This window comes from Streptomyces sp. SCSIO 30461, assembly GCF_037023745.1.
Lineage (GTDB): Bacteria > Actinomycetota > Actinomycetes > Streptomycetales > Streptomycetaceae > Streptomyces.
In genome coordinates this window covers 793,732-807,115 of sequence record NZ_CP146101.1, presented here as the reverse complement: position 1 = coordinate 807,115, position 13,384 = coordinate 793,732, and the positions used below count along the sequence as shown (strand labels likewise).

Sequence of the window (13,384 nt, the reverse complement as noted above, 5' to 3'; positions counted from 1 at the left end):
GGTTCAGCGAGAAATCGCCGTGCTGGCGGCGTACGAGATGTTGCACTCCCTGAGCTCGGTCGCCCTGGCCGGGCCGCTGTGGTCGACGGTGACGGTGTCATGGCCCCGAATTGACGAGCGCACGTCACCATAGTGACGGTGTGGACGACCGCCGCCACGCGGCCGGAACCTCAGCGCGCCGCCCCCGCCGCACCGGACCCCGGTGCCGGTCCCGTGCCGGTCGCCGTGCCCTTCACGGCGTCCAGCGCGTACACACAGCGGTCCTTGGAGCACGCGTACACCACGCCGCTCCGCACCACCGGCGACCCCGTGATCTCGCCACCGGTGGCCAGCTTCCAGCGCAGCTGCCCGCCGCTCGCGTCCAGGGTGTAGAGCACATGGTCGGCGGCGCCGAAGTGCACCCTCCCGTCCGCGACCACCGGTGCGCCGATGACCTCCCCGGCCGCCGCGAAACGCCACTTCGGGGTGCCGGTGACCGCGTCCAGTGTGTACAGAGCGCTGCCACTGCCCACATGCACGTTTCCATCGGCGACCAGCACGGGGTCGATCGAGGTACGGGACTCGGTGGCGATCCGCCAGCGGTCCTTTCCGGTCGCCGCGTCGATCGCGTACACCGTGCCGAGGTAGTCGGCGAGATACACCCCGCCCCCGGTCACCGCCGGACCGGGCACGAAGGCGGGCGGCGACAGGAATACGGCGGGCGCCTCGAAGTGCCAGCGGACGAGACCGCTCGCCGTCTCCACGCACAGCACCCGCGTACCGGCCGCGACATATGTGCAGCCGTCCTCCCCCTGGTGCACCCTGACCGGCACGCCGCCGCAGGAGGCCGCGTCGCCGACCGGATACGACCAGCGTTCCGTACCGCTGCGGGTGTCCAGCGCCTGGAGGCGGGCATCGCGCCAGACGTAGACGGTGTCGCCGGCGAGGGCGGGACCGGACTCCGGAGTCTCGAAGTCGGTCTGCGCTCCGGTGACTTCCCAGAGCTTCTCGCCGGTTGCCGCCTCCCATGCCTGCACACCACCGCCGCGGGTGCCGGTGACGACCGTGCGGCGGGCGGCCTTGAGCGAGTACACCCAGGCGTCCGCCGACAACCGCCACAGCTCGTGGCCGTCCGCGGCGTCGAGCGCGTAGAGCGTCGGTCCGTCGGACGCGTGGATCCGACCGCTGTCGAGCGCCATCGACCAGGCCACGTCACGCGTCTTGAACTGGCGCCGACCGCTGGCCACGTCCAAGGCGTGCACCTCGAAGGACGTGACGTAGAGCAGATCGCCGTCGACGACGGGGGTGCCCCAGACGTCGTTCGACATCCGGAACCGCCAGGGGCGCCAGCGGGCCGGTTCACCCGAAGCAGGCGGAACGGTGGCCGCGGCTGTGACTGCGGGGGCCGCGGCAGGCTGCTGGGCGGCCTCACCGACGGTGCCGCCGCCAGGGGCGCGGAGCCACCCTGTGGCCGGGCCGGTGTGCGCGGCGAACGCGGTGCGGGTGTCGGCGACGCGAGGACCCGGGCCGATCGGGACCCTTGCCCCGGCGAGGCGCACCGGGCTGCTCTCGGGCGCCTGCCGCGGGTGCGAGGCCGGACCGGCGACGGGGTGGGCCGGTACGGGGCGGGCGTGCCCTGGTCCCGGGCGGCCGGGTCCCGGGCGGGCCTGGCCGGTGCGGGGGTCGGCACCGCCACGCCGGGTGGCGTCCCAGTCGGTGCCCCCGCCCACGTCCGGAGCGCGGTCCGGCCTGGGGGGTGCGAGATGCGGCTCGGGGCGCCAGCCCCCGTTCGCGCCCCCTCCCGCTCCCGCCGCGAGCGGGGCGCCCTGGTTCCGCTGCGGCTGGTTCGCCGACTGCCCCTGGTTGGCCGCGTGCCCCTGGTTGGCCGCGTGCGCCTGATTGGCCGCCTGTGTCGTACGCCCGCCGCCCCTGCGCTGCTCGATCAGCCCGACGGCCCTGGCGGGCAGCCACGCCGAGGCCGTTCCGCTGTCGTCGTCACCGCCCGACGAGAAGAGATGCGGCGCGAGCTGCGTCTGGAGGTCTTCGGGGCTCGGCCGTCTGCCCGCGTCCATCCCCATGCACGACTCGATCAGGGGACGCAGCTCATCCGGCAGTCCCGTCAGATCGGGGCCCTCGCGCAACAGCATGAACACGGTCTCGACCGGGTTGGCGCCGCGGAAGGGCGCGTGTCCGGTGGCGGCGAACACCAGTGTCGAACCGAGCGAGAACACATCGCTGGCACCGGTCACACTGCGTGAGTCACGCGCTTGCTCGGGCGACATGTAGGCGGGGGTGCCGACGGCGACGTTCGTCATGGTCAGCCGGGTGTTGGAGACGCCCGACGCGATACCGAAGTCGATCACCCTGGGGCCGTCCTCCACCACCAGGACGTTCGACGGCTTCAGATCGCGGTGCACGAGCCCGGCTCCGTGGATCGACTGGAGGGCCTCGGCGATGCCTGCCGCCAGCCAGCGCACCGCCTGGGCCGGGAGCGGCCCGCACTCACTCACTATCTCCTCGAGCGAGGGTGCGGGGACATAGGCGGTGGCGAGCCACGGCACGGCCGCCCGCGGGTCGGCGTCCACCACGGCCGCGGTGTAGAAGCCGGACACCGCTCGCGCCGCCTCCACCTCGCGGGTGAAGCGGACGCGGAACAGTTGGTCCTCGGCGAGTTCCGTACGCACCGTCTTGATCGCCACACGCCGGCCGGACGCCGAGCGCGCCAGATAGACCAGCCCCATGCCGCCGGCCCCGAGCCGTCCCAGCACCTCGAAGGGGCCGATTCGCCTCGGGTCGTGCTGCGTCAGCTGCTCCACTTCGCTGCCACCTCCCCGTACGGGCCATTCAGATACGGCCCCGTCGCCCCCTGATTGTTCCCCCCGAACGGCACGGTTGCGAACCCGGGGGCGTTCCGGGGTGTCTCAGGCTATTTTGGCGCCTTTCCCGGTCGGGTTCGCGACGCCTGGGGAGTCTGTGATGCCTGCGTTATCCGGAGTCTTCTGAAGCCATCTGAAGCCATCTGCGCCACCTGTGCGCGATATGGACCCTTCATGGCTTTTGCGGATCAGGTTTTCCCTGATCGACTGCTTCCTCGCGGGACTCCGCCTCCCGGGACTCCGTCGGGGACTTCTCCCGGGATCCGCCCGGCGACTCACCCCGAGGCCCCTCTCGCGATCCCTCCCACCCCCCGCCGCCCGCCGCCCTCGGCTGGGCGAGCACCGCGAAGGACGCCCCCTGGTTGTCACTGAGCACCGCCATCCGCCCGTACGGGATGTCGAAGGGAGGCGCGGTGATCCGCCCGCCGAGTGCGATCGCCGCCTCCACCGTCCGATCACAGTCGGCCACGGCGAAGTAGACGAGGAAGTGGCCCGGCATTTCGGCGGGGAAGGCCGCCGTGATCACACTGCGCGCACCGATCGCGGTGTCCTCCCCCGGTTCCGCACCGGCGGGTGACCACATCAGATAGTCCACCGTGTCGTCCGGCAGCGGGGTCCCCTGGAAGCCGAAGACCTCGGCATAGAAGCGGTCCACCGCCTCCTTCTCCCGGGTGTAGTCCTCGGCCCAGCAGTAGGCCCCCGGCACCGACTGGATCTCGAAGCCCGAGTGCCGCTCGCTCTGCTGCCAAACCCCGAACACCGCACCACCCGGATCGGCCGCCAGAGCCGCGACTCCGAAGGGCCCGACCGGCATCGGCGCCATGATCACCTGGCCGCCCGCCTGCTGGATGGCCCCCGCGGTCCTGATGGCGTCGTCGGTGGCGAAGTACAGACCCCAGGTCGTGGGCATCCGGCCGTCCCGCTTGGGCACGAGGGCCGCGACCCGCCGCCCGCCGAGGTAGGCCTCGGTGTAGTGGCCGTACCGCTCGGCCTCGCCGCCGCTCCCGTATCGGCCGTATGTCCACCCGAACAGCTCGCCGTAGAAGCGCTTGCCCGCCTCCAGGTCGGGCAGCTGGGCGTCCACCCAGCAGGGCATGCCCTCCATGAAACCGGCCATGGCCCGGCCCCTTCCTCGACGCGGGGTGCGACTCGCGCGATTCCATTCATAAACGCGCAAACAACCACAAACAGTCAAGCGGAGTGGACTACGCGCCGCACGCAGGGATGGGCTGTCCGTTGTGTTGTGCGCCGCCCGCGGACGGGCGAGCGGACTCAACGCGGGTTGTGTTGTGTTGTCCACTGAAGTTATCCACAGGCTGTTGATAACAACATTGCTCCATTCGAGGGACGCACCCCATTTGCAGTCGGCCGAATCGCGCGCCGATCACCCCTCGGTAAGCTGACGGCATGACAGGACAAGTACGCACCGTCGACGGCCGCGTGGCCGGACGACGCGGCCAGGCGACGCGGCAGAAGCTGCTCGACTGCCTCAGCGAGATGCTCAGCTCCTCGCCGTACCGGGACGTCAAGGTCATCGACGTGGCCCGCAAGGCGGGCACATCGCCCGCCACCTTCTACCAGTACTTCCCCGACGTCGAGGGCGCCGTCCTCGAGATCGCGGACGAAATGGCGAGTGAAGGCGCCGCGTTGACCGGTCTCGTGGCGGACCGCTCCTGGGTCGGCAAGACCGCGTGGGCGACGTCCGAGGAACTGGTGGAGGGATTCCTCGACTTCTGGCGCAAGCACGACGCGATCCTGCGCGTGGTGGACCTCGGCGCCGCCGAGGGAGACAAGCGCTTCTACAAGATCCGGATGAAGATCCTCACGTCGGTCACCAACTCCCTCGCGGACGCGGTCAAGGAACTCCAGTCCAAGGGCAAGGTGGACAAGGACGTCAGCCCGGCGGCGGTCGCCGGTTCACTGGTCGCCATGCTCGCTTCGGTCGCCTCGCACCAGAAGGGCTTCCAGACCTGGGGCGTCAGGCAGGCCGAACTCAAGCCCAACCTGGCGCTGTTGGTGCACCTGGGCATCACCGGCCGCAAGCCCACCAAGTAGCCGACGGGACGCGATCCGGCGCGCCGCGCCACGTCCTGTCACTGAGGCGCGCCCGCACCTCGCACCCACCGATCCCCGCACCCAGCACCCAGCACCCAGCACCCAGCACCCAGCACCACCCGTATCGGGCACTCAGCACCGCACGTCTCGGCGCACCAGACGGAAGAGCCGGATCTCACGGTCCACCCTCGCCTGGTATGCCGCGTACGGCGGCCAGAACACGAGCGCGGCCTGCCAAGCCTCGGCCCTTTCACGCCCGGCAAGCAGCTCGGCGCGCACCGGGATGTCCTCACCCTTCCAGTTGATCTCGGCGTCGGGGTGGGCGAGCAGATTGGCCGTCCACGCCGGGTGGGCGTCCCGGCCGAAGTTGGAGCCGATCAGAATCCAGCTGCCGGGCGCCGCCTCAGGCGGTTGGGGCGCCCCGGACGCTTCGGGCATACAGGCGAGCGGGGTCCGCCTCGGCAGCCCGCTCTTCGCACCCCGGGCGGTCAGGATCACGCCCGGCAGCATCTGTGCGCTGAGCAACACTTTTCCCCGAGTGAGCCGGTGCACCGCGCGGTCGAGGGCGGGGATGACATGCGGGGCGGTCCTGGCGAAGGCCCGGCTCGACGACACTTTCTGCACCAGTCTCGGCATCATCGGACACCCGCCGTCTCTCGCACGGTGAACAGCCCCGCCGAACGCGCCGCCCGCTCCCGCAGCCGGTGCACCGGGCCGAGCAGCAGTTCGTCGGACGCGGCCCGTTTGAAGAAGTGATGCGCCTCGTGCTCCCAGGTGAAACCGATACCGCCGTGCAGTTGGATGGCCTCCGAGGCGACGTTGCGCAGCGTCTCCAGGCACTGGGCGAGCGCGAGAGCCCCGGCGTCCGGGTCCCAGGCGGCGTAGTAGGCCGCGGAACGGGCTGCCTGGACGGCCGCGTAAAGGTCGGCCAACCGATGCTTGACCGCCTGGAACGAGCCGATGGGCCGGCCGAACTGCTCACGCTCCTTCGCATACCCGACGGTGCGCTCCAGGGCGGAGGCGGCGGCACCGACCGCTTCGGCGGCGAGCAGCGCGGCGGCGGTGCGTCCGGTGGCGGTGAGCGCGTCGGACACCGCGTCGGCGCTGTCCTGTCCGAGCAATTCGGCTGGAGTGTCGCGGAGTTCGATGCGGGCATGGGGCCGGGTCTCGTCCAGCGCGGTCCAGCGGGCCCGGGTGAGCCCCGGCGCGCTGCCACCTCCGTCGGCTCCGTCCGCTGCGTCCACTGCGTCCGCCCGGACGAGGAACAGGAGCGTACGGGCCCGCGGGAAGCCGCCCGTGTGCGCGGCGACGAGCAGCAGCGGGGCACTGTGCCCGTCGAGCACCTGGCCGACCTCGCCGTACAGCAGCCAGCCGCCACCACCGGGCGCGGGCCTCGCCTGCACCCCACCGGCCCGCCCGCCTCCCGCCCACAGCCCGTCGGCAATGTCCCCGGGCTCCCCGGTGAGCCCCAGCGCGGGCGCGAGGCTCCGCCCCGGGACGGCGAGGGCCGCGGTGAGCGAACCGTCCGCGAGCGCGGGCAGCAGCTCGGCGCGCTGCCGCCCGTCCCCGAGTGCGGCGATCAGGGGTCCGGCCAGCGCGGCAGTGGCGAGCAGCGGGGTCGGCACCAGCGCCCGCCCCAACTCCTCGAAGGCGAGGGCCAGATCCATCGTGGCGCCACCGACGCCGCCGTACGCCTCGGGCAACGCGATTCCGGGCAAGCCCAGTTCGGCGGCGAGCCGGGCCCAGAGCCCCGGGTCGAATCCGGCGGGGTGCGCCGACGGACCCGGGGGCGCCCCCTTCGAGAGTGCGGTGCGCAGGGTGCGGCGGATGGCGGACTGCTCCGGAGTGAAGGCGGCGTCCATGGGCTCGGCTCCCGTCCGTGACCGACGGCATGGCTGACGGCATGACATGACATGCGGGACATGACTGACGGCATGTCACATCAGGCCGCACGATGCTAGGACGATGGCCGCCAGAAGCACAGATCCACGCCACCACCAACGAAGAATCTGATGTACCGTCAGATGCCATGTCGTCCAGTCAGCGCCGCACCCACCGCAAGGTCGCCGTCGTCGGCATAGCGCACTCCGACTGCGGCCGGGTCGAAGGACCCACCTCCTATGCCCTGCACGCCCAGGCCGCCCGCCGAGCGCTGGCCGACTCCGGGCTCGACCGCAGTGCCATCGACGGCTTCGCTTCGGCCGGTCTAGGCACCCTCGCGCCCGTCGATGTCGCCGCTCATCTGGGCCTGCGCCCCACCTGGGTCGACTCGACCTCGGTCGGCGGCGCCACCTGGGAGGTCATGGCCGCCCACGCCGCCGACGCCATCGCCGCGGGCCATGCCGGCGCCGTGCTCCTCGTCTACGGCTCCACGGCACGCGCCGACATCCGCGCCGGCCGCCGCACCGCCAATCTGTCCTTCGGAGCCGGCGGCCCCCTGCAGTTCGAGGTGCCCTACGGCCACACCCTGATCGCCAAGTACGCGATGGCCGCCCGCCGCCATATGCACGAGTACGGCACCACACTGGAGCAGCTCGCCGAGGTCGCCGTGCAGGCGCGGGCCAACGCCTCCCGCAATCCCGACGCGATGTTCCGGGAGCCGATCACCGTGGACGACGTGCTCTCGGGCCCGCTGATCGCCGATCCGTTCACCAAACTGCACTGCTGCATCCGCAGCGACGGTGGCTGCGCCGTGCTGCTGGCAGCACAGGACCTCGTACCGGACTCGGCGAAGGCCCCGGTGTGGGTGCTGGGCACCGGTGAGCACGTCTCGCACACCACCATGTCGGACTGGGCGGACTTCACCGTCTCCCCGGCGGCGGTCAGCGGACGCCTGGCGTTCGAACGGGCCGGGGTGCGCCCGCAGGACATCGACATCGCCGAGATCTACGACGCCTTCACGTACATGACCCTGGTGACACTGGAGGACCTCGGCTTCTGCGCGAAGGGCGAGGGCGGCGCCTTCGTGGCGAAGGGCCGGCTGCGCTGGGACGGCGAACTCCCGGTGAACACCGACGGTGGTGGACTGTCCGCCTGCCATCCCGGTATGCGCGGTCTCTTCCTGCTGGTCGAGGCGGTACGCCAGCTCCGCGGCGAGGCCGGCGCCCACCAGGTGCGCCGGGCTGACGGCAGCGTGCCCGAGCTGGCGGTGGCGTCGGGCACGGGCGGTTGGTTCTGCTCGTCGGGAACGGTGGTACTGGGTCGCTGACCGCGCCGAGCCGCACGCGGGCCTCGCCCCGCCCGCCAACGGCGGCTGCCCGCGTGTGTCACCGTGAAATGCGCCCCGCGAGGCTGCGACAGTGGAGCAGTCCTTCCCGCAGCAGCGCAGAGGAGCCTCCCGTGCCACTGTCCCGTGAGGAACGCGAGCAGTTCCTGGCCGAACCCCATGTCGCGGCGCTGTCCGTGGCCGGTGAGGAAGGGCGGGCACCACTCTCGGTGCCCGTCTGGTACCAGTACGAGCCGGGCGGCGACATCTGGGTCCTCACCGGGCTCGGCTCCCGCAAGCACCGGCTGATCGACGCGGCCGGACGCTTCACCCTGATGATCGACCGACTCGAACCCACCATCCGATACGTCTCCGTCGAGGGCGCGGTGACCCGCACATCGCCGGGCACCCGCGAGGTGCTCCGGGAGATCGCGGCGCGCTATCTCCCGGCGGAGAAGGTGGACGGATATGTCGAGTTCGCCGAGAAGAACCACGGCGACTCGATCGTGATCCATATGCACCCCGAACACTGGGTGTCGTCGGACCTGGGGTCGCTGTGAAGATCGCCGTATGAACCACGGTATGAAGCCCGGCCCCGAACACCAGCACCAGCACCAGCACCAGCACCAGCACCAGCACCAGCACCAGGCGTTTCACGAGCTGCTGCGGTCGCTGCGGGTCTGGGACACCGAGCTGCCCGGATTTGAACCCGGCACCGCCCCCGCCGAACCCCTGCCGCTGTTCCACCGGTGGTTCACGGAGGCGGCGGCGGCCGGGCAGCCCGAGCCGCACACGATGACCCTGGCGACCGTGGACGAGGACGGACGCCCCGATCTGCGGACGCTGATGCTGCATGACGCCGACGAACGCGGCTGGCACTTCGCCTCCCACACCACCAGCGCCAAGGGCCGCCAGCTCGCGGCACGCCCCGAAGCGGCCCTGGGCTTCTACTGGCCCGCCCAGGGCCGCCAGATCCGCGTCCGGGGCAGCGTCACGATCGGTACCCCCGATGAGGCGTATGCCGACCTGCACGCCCGCTCCATCGGCGCGCTGGCCGCCGCTCTCGTCGGTCGGCAGAGCGAAGTGCTGCGCTCCGAAGCGGAGTTGCTGGCGGCGAGCGAAGCGGCCTGGGAGCGGGCGGGCGCCGAGCCTGAGGCGATGGCCGACACGTGGACGGTGTACCTCCTGGAGCCCACCGAGGTGGAGTTCTTCCAGGGCGACCCGCTGCGCAGGCACGTACGCCTGCGCTATCGCCGTGAAGGGCACTCCTGGCAAAGGGAGTTGCTCTGGCCCTGAGTCCACCGGGGCGGTGGCCCGGCAGACCGGTCGGCATCGGCGAGTACACGGTCCGATGTGCCGGGTGTCCTGCCCCTGCGGGATGATGAGGCACTTTCATGACAGCAGGGAGTCACTGAAGCTCACTGGGGGTTGGGGTGGGCCGGGAAACCGATCAGGGTTCGTTCGACGCGCTGGTGGAAGGGGATCCGCCGGCGGTCGGGCGGTACCGGATCGTCGCGCGGCTGGGTGCCGGGGGAATGGGCCGGGTGTATCGGGGCCGGTCGCCCGGCGGCCGTGCCGTGTCGGCGCCGAGGCGTTCGTCATGCGGTGCGGAGTGGAGAGCGGGCGCGGCCACCCGACGACGCGTCCCGCCCGGCGGACGCGAAAAAGCGGGTCGAGGATGTACTACTCACGGACCATCTCCGCCGCCACCCGGTCCACCCACGGGCGGAGCACACATCACGCCCGGCGGCGGATTCGCCCCAACCACCGCGTAAGGGAAGGTAAGTGCGGTCACATCCGCACAAGATCCCGAACCTAAGGACCTTCCCCACGTGCGCAGAAAGCGAATAGCCGTCCCCTTCCTGGCGGCGAGCGCCGTCGCCTCCCTGGTGCCCGCGCTGGCCCCGGCCGCCACCGCCACCGCAGCCGAGAACCCCCTGGCGCGGTTCCAGGAGCAGAAGCCCTCATGGAAGCGCTGCGGCAAGGACATGCCTGCCACGCTCCGGTGCGCCACCATCAAGGTGCCGCTCGACTACGGCCGCCCGGGCGGCAAGACGCTCGACCTCGCGATATCGAGGGTGAAGACAAGCACCGGGAAGGAGCGCCGCGGTGTGCTCCTGACCAACCCGGGCGGCCCGGGTGGCACGGGCGTCGAGATGCCGACGTTCCTGGCGAGCGAGCTGCCGAAGTCGGTGACGGCGAAATACGACCTCATCGGCTTCGACCCGCGCGGTGTCGGCCGGAGCTCCCCCGTGAGCTGTGGCCTCAAGACCTCCGAGCGCAACTGGGAGCGCCCGTACAAGGCCGCCACGTTCGCCAAGGACGTGAAGTGGGCCAAGACCGTCGCCGAGAAGTGCGATGCCAAGCAGGGCGACAAGCTGCGCCACATCAGCACCCGCAACACGGCCCGGGACATGGACGTCATCCGTGCCGTGCTCGGCGAGAAGAAGATCTCGTACCTGGGCTACTCGTACGGGACCTACCTGGGCGCCGTCTACACCCAGATGTTCCCGAAGCGCGCCGACCGCTTCGTACTGGACAGTTCGGTGGACCCGGACAGGGTCTGGCGCGGGATGATCCAGGTGTGGGCGGAGGGCGCCGAGCCGGCGTTCGCCAACTGGACCAAGTGGACCGCCAAGCGGCACTCCGAGTACAAGCTCGGCAAGACCCCGGAGGCCGTGGGCAAGACCTTCTGGGGCTTGGTCGCCCAGGCCGACCGCAAGCCGATCGACGACGGCAGCGGTGTGCCGATGAACGGCGATGACATCCGCATGTACATGCGCGGCATGGTCTTCAACGTGGAATGGGCCGCCAACACGGTCAAGGACCTGAAGAAGGCCGCCGCGGGCAAGAAGACCACCCCGGCGCCCACCCGGTCCGGCACCCCCGAGCGCACCCCTGCCCCGCCCGCGTTCGGGAGCACCGCCGCCAAGATGAAGGTGCCGTCGGACAACCAGGACGCCAGCTTCTGGGCCGTGGTCTGCGGCGACACCCGCGCCTGGCCGACCGATCCGGAGCAGTACCGCCGGGACGCGATCAAGGACAAGAAGAAGTACCCGCTCTACGGGGACTTCGCGTCCAACATCAAGCCGTGCGCGTTCTGGAAGAAGCAGGGCAGCGAGCCCGCAACCGTGATCGACAACAAGGTCGGCGCGCTGCTGCTGCAGAACGAGTGGGACTCCCAGACCCCGCTGGTCAGCGGCCGGGGTCTGCGCAAGCACCTCAAGGGCTCGAAGATGGTCACGGTCGCCGGTGGCATCGGCCACGGCATCTACGGCAGCAAGTCGTGCGCCGACAAGACGGCCACGGCCTACCTGACCACGGGCAAGCTCCCGGCGAAGGACATCACCTGCAAGGCGAAGCCCCCGGCCGAGGGAGGGCGCAGCGGCACCAGCCCGCTGCCGATCCCGACGCCCCGGGGTGTCCCGGGCATGGTGAGCCGCTTCTGAGCACCCACGGGTGAGCCGGATCGACGTGGGGCTTCCGCTGAGCGGGGCCCCACGTTCGCGCCCGGGCCATGAAGGCATCGACCAACCGGTTGCCCCCTTCGGGCTTGGAGATCAAGGTCCCCCCTGTGCCTCCGTGTACCCCGGATTCGCCCCGCCGCACACGGCAACACCCATCCCCTGTCCAGGTCCGCAGGGCCACCGGTCGCCGGGGTGTTCGCCGATCCGGACCTGCTGTTCGCGGTGTGACCGCGCAGCTGTGCGTGGCACCCGGAGGGTGACGCGGGGACCGGTGCCGCCGCCGGGGGAGGACGGGCGTACGCACCCGTGCCGAGCGCGTCGGCACACCCCGGCCCGAGGCCCCCGGCACAGCCCGTGCCGAGGGGGCATACGGTGAGGGGTCGAACGCCTGAGTCGGGAGGAGACACGGGATGGACAGCCGCACCGCACTGGTCGAGGATCTGATGGAGAGGTTCCCGCACGTACCGCGGGAAGCCGTCTTCAAGGAGGACCTGCTCCGGGGCGGGGTCGCCTTCGACGCGTCCGCGCTCTCCGACAACGAGGGTGGTGAGGTCAAGCCGAAGTCGTACTTCATCTTCTCCTTCGACCACGGCACCCTGCCCGAGCTGGGCGAGGCCGCGCTCAGGAGGCCGCCGGAGGAGATCATCCTCACCGGCGGGCCTTACGACCTGCGGCGCACGGTCGTCTCGGTGCGGGTGAACCCGTCCTCGCCGTACCGCGTCGCGGCCGGCGACGAGGGGCTGCTCGGGCTCTACCTCGACGGCAAGCGGATCGCGGACGTCGGTGTGCCGCCCATGCCGGAGTACTACCGGCACAAGCTCTCCAATGGGAAGTCCGTGATGGAGGTGGCGCCCACCATCCAGTGGGGCTACCTCATCTATCTGACCGTCTTCCGGGTCTGCCAGTACTTCGGCGCCAAGGAGGAGTGCCAGTACTGCGACATCAACCACAACTGGCGGCAGCATAAGGCGGCCGGGCGGCCCTACACCGGCGTGAAGGACGTCGACGAGGTGCTCGAAGCCCTGGAGATCATCGACCGCTACGACACCGCCAAGGCATCCACCGCCTACACCCTCACCGGCGGCGCCATCACCAAGACCGTCGGCGGACGCGACGAGGCCGACTTCTACGGCCGGTACGCCAAGGCCATCGAGGAGCATTTCCCCGGCCGGTGGATCGGCAAGGTCGTCGCCCAGGCCCTGCCCAAGGACGACGTGCAGCGGTTCAAGGACTACGGCATCCAGATCTACCACCCCAACTACGAGGTCTGGGACCGCCGGCTCTTCGAGCTGTACTGCCCCGGCAAGGAGCGGTACGTCGGCCGCGACGAGTGGCACAAGCGCATCCTCGACTCGGCGGACGTCTTCGGCGCCCGCAATGTGATCCCGAACTTCGTCGCGGGTGTCGAGATGGCCGAGCCGTCCGGCTTCACCACCGTGGACGAGGCCATCGCGTCCACCGCCGAGGGGCTGCGCTTCTTCATGTCGCACGGGATCACTCCCCGCTTCACCACCTGGTGCCCCGAACCGACGACGCCGCTCGGCAAGGCCAACCCGCAGGGAGCGCCGCTCGAATACCACATCCGTCTGCTGGAGGTGTACCGCGCCACCATGGACGAGTTCGGACTCTCCTCGCCTCCCGGCTACGGACAGCCCGGGCCCGGCCGCGCGGTCTTCTCGGTCAGCTCGTTCATGGACAGCCTGCCTGCCGTGGAGTCAGCGGAAGCGGAGGAACCCGCGGAAGCGTGAGTCCGGGCGCGTGGCTCGGGGGGTGCCGCCGTGCGGTCGGCCGCGGAGCACTCC

At 70.8% G+C, this 13,384-nt stretch carries 10 protein-coding genes; 6 read left to right on the top strand and 4 right to left on the bottom strand.

The annotated features are described in order from the left end of the window. Positions 1–170 precede the first annotated feature (170 nt). Entirely contained in the window at positions 171–2,795 is a 2,625-nt protein-coding gene (locus V1460_RS03805; protein WP_338672119.1) for a PQQ-binding-like beta-propeller repeat protein, read from the bottom strand. A 232-nt stretch (positions 2,796–3,027) separates the two neighbouring features. Beyond that, positions 3,028–3,972: a VOC family protein gene (locus V1460_RS03800; protein ID WP_338672118.1), complete on the bottom strand. Its 945-nt coding sequence runs from the start codon at positions 3,970–3,972 to the stop codon at positions 3,028–3,030. A 290-nt stretch (positions 3,973–4,262) separates the two neighbouring features. Between V1460_RS03800 and V1460_RS03795 the strand changes: the two genes are divergently transcribed. Further along, positions 4,263–4,910 carry a TetR family transcriptional regulator gene (locus V1460_RS03795; RefSeq protein ID WP_338672117.1) on the top strand — a complete coding sequence of 216 codons (648 nt, stop codon included), beginning with the start codon at positions 4,263–4,265 and terminating at the stop codon, positions 4,908–4,910. Between the two features lie 132 nt (positions 4,911–5,042). On the opposite strand, the gene V1460_RS03790 is transcribed toward V1460_RS03795, so the two are convergent. Beyond that, the gene (locus V1460_RS03790) at positions 5,043–5,549 is read right to left on the bottom strand and encodes a nitroreductase family deazaflavin-dependent oxidoreductase (protein WP_338672115.1); all 507 of its coding nucleotides are present in this window, start codon (positions 5,547–5,549) and stop codon (positions 5,043–5,045) included. Then, on the bottom strand, positions 5,546–6,772 hold the full coding sequence (locus V1460_RS03785) for an acyl-CoA dehydrogenase family protein (protein WP_338672114.1): 1,227 nt from the start codon (positions 6,770–6,772) through the stop codon (positions 5,546–5,548). Before V1460_RS03785 ends, V1460_RS03790 begins: the two co-directional genes overlap by 4 nt. Positions 6,773–6,939: 167 nt before the next feature. Between V1460_RS03785 and V1460_RS03780 the strand changes: the two genes are divergently transcribed. The 5 genes from V1460_RS03780 (at position 6,940) to V1460_RS03760 (ending at position 13,330) form a co-directional block, all read left to right on the top strand. After that, positions 6,940–8,118 carry a thiolase C-terminal domain-containing protein gene (locus V1460_RS03780; protein ID WP_338672113.1) on the top strand — a complete coding sequence of 393 codons (1,179 nt, stop codon included), beginning with the start codon at positions 6,940–6,942 and terminating at the stop codon, positions 8,116–8,118. Positions 8,119–8,249: 131 nt separating this feature from the next. Next, positions 8,250–8,675 (top strand): pyridoxamine 5'-phosphate oxidase family protein, encoded by a 426-nt coding sequence (locus tag V1460_RS03775; RefSeq protein WP_338672112.1) that lies wholly within the window; start codon positions 8,250–8,252, stop codon positions 8,673–8,675. A 10-nt stretch (positions 8,676–8,685) separates the two neighbouring features. Next, positions 8,686–9,411, top strand: a complete 726-nt coding sequence (locus tag V1460_RS03770) for a pyridoxal 5'-phosphate synthase (RefSeq protein WP_338672111.1) — start codon at positions 8,686–8,688, stop codon at positions 9,409–9,411. 536 nt (positions 9,412–9,947) lie between these two features. Beyond that, positions 9,948–11,564: an alpha/beta hydrolase gene (locus V1460_RS03765; protein WP_338672110.1), complete on the top strand. Its 1,617-nt coding sequence runs from the start codon at positions 9,948–9,950 to the stop codon at positions 11,562–11,564. A gap of 428 nt (positions 11,565–11,992) precedes the next feature. Continuing rightward, positions 11,993–13,330 carry a radical SAM protein gene (locus V1460_RS03760; protein ID WP_338672109.1) on the top strand — a complete coding sequence of 446 codons (1,338 nt, stop codon included), beginning with the start codon at positions 11,993–11,995 and terminating at the stop codon, positions 13,328–13,330. Positions 13,331–13,384 lie beyond the last annotated feature (54 nt).

Coding starts and splice junctions, on each gene's coding strand:
- V1460_RS03790 (WP_338672115.1), bottom strand. CDS start 5,549: ATGATGCCGAGACTGGTGCAGAAAGTGTCGTCGAGCCGGGCCTTCGCC.
- V1460_RS03770 (WP_338672111.1), top strand. CDS start 8,686: ATGAACCACGGTATGAAGCCCGGCCCCGAACACCAGCACCAGCACCAG.
- V1460_RS03780 (WP_338672113.1), top strand. CDS start 6,940: ATGTCGTCCAGTCAGCGCCGCACCCACCGCAAGGTCGCCGTCGTCGGC.
- V1460_RS03795 (WP_338672117.1), top strand. CDS start 4,263: ATGACAGGACAAGTACGCACCGTCGACGGCCGCGTGGCCGGACGACGC.
- V1460_RS03785 (WP_338672114.1), bottom strand. CDS start 6,772: ATGGACGCCGCCTTCACTCCGGAGCAGTCCGCCATCCGCCGCACCCTG.
- V1460_RS03800 (WP_338672118.1), bottom strand. CDS start 3,972: ATGGCCGGTTTCATGGAGGGCATGCCCTGCTGGGTGGACGCCCAGCTG.
- V1460_RS03760 (WP_338672109.1), top strand. CDS start 11,993: ATGGACAGCCGCACCGCACTGGTCGAGGATCTGATGGAGAGGTTCCCG.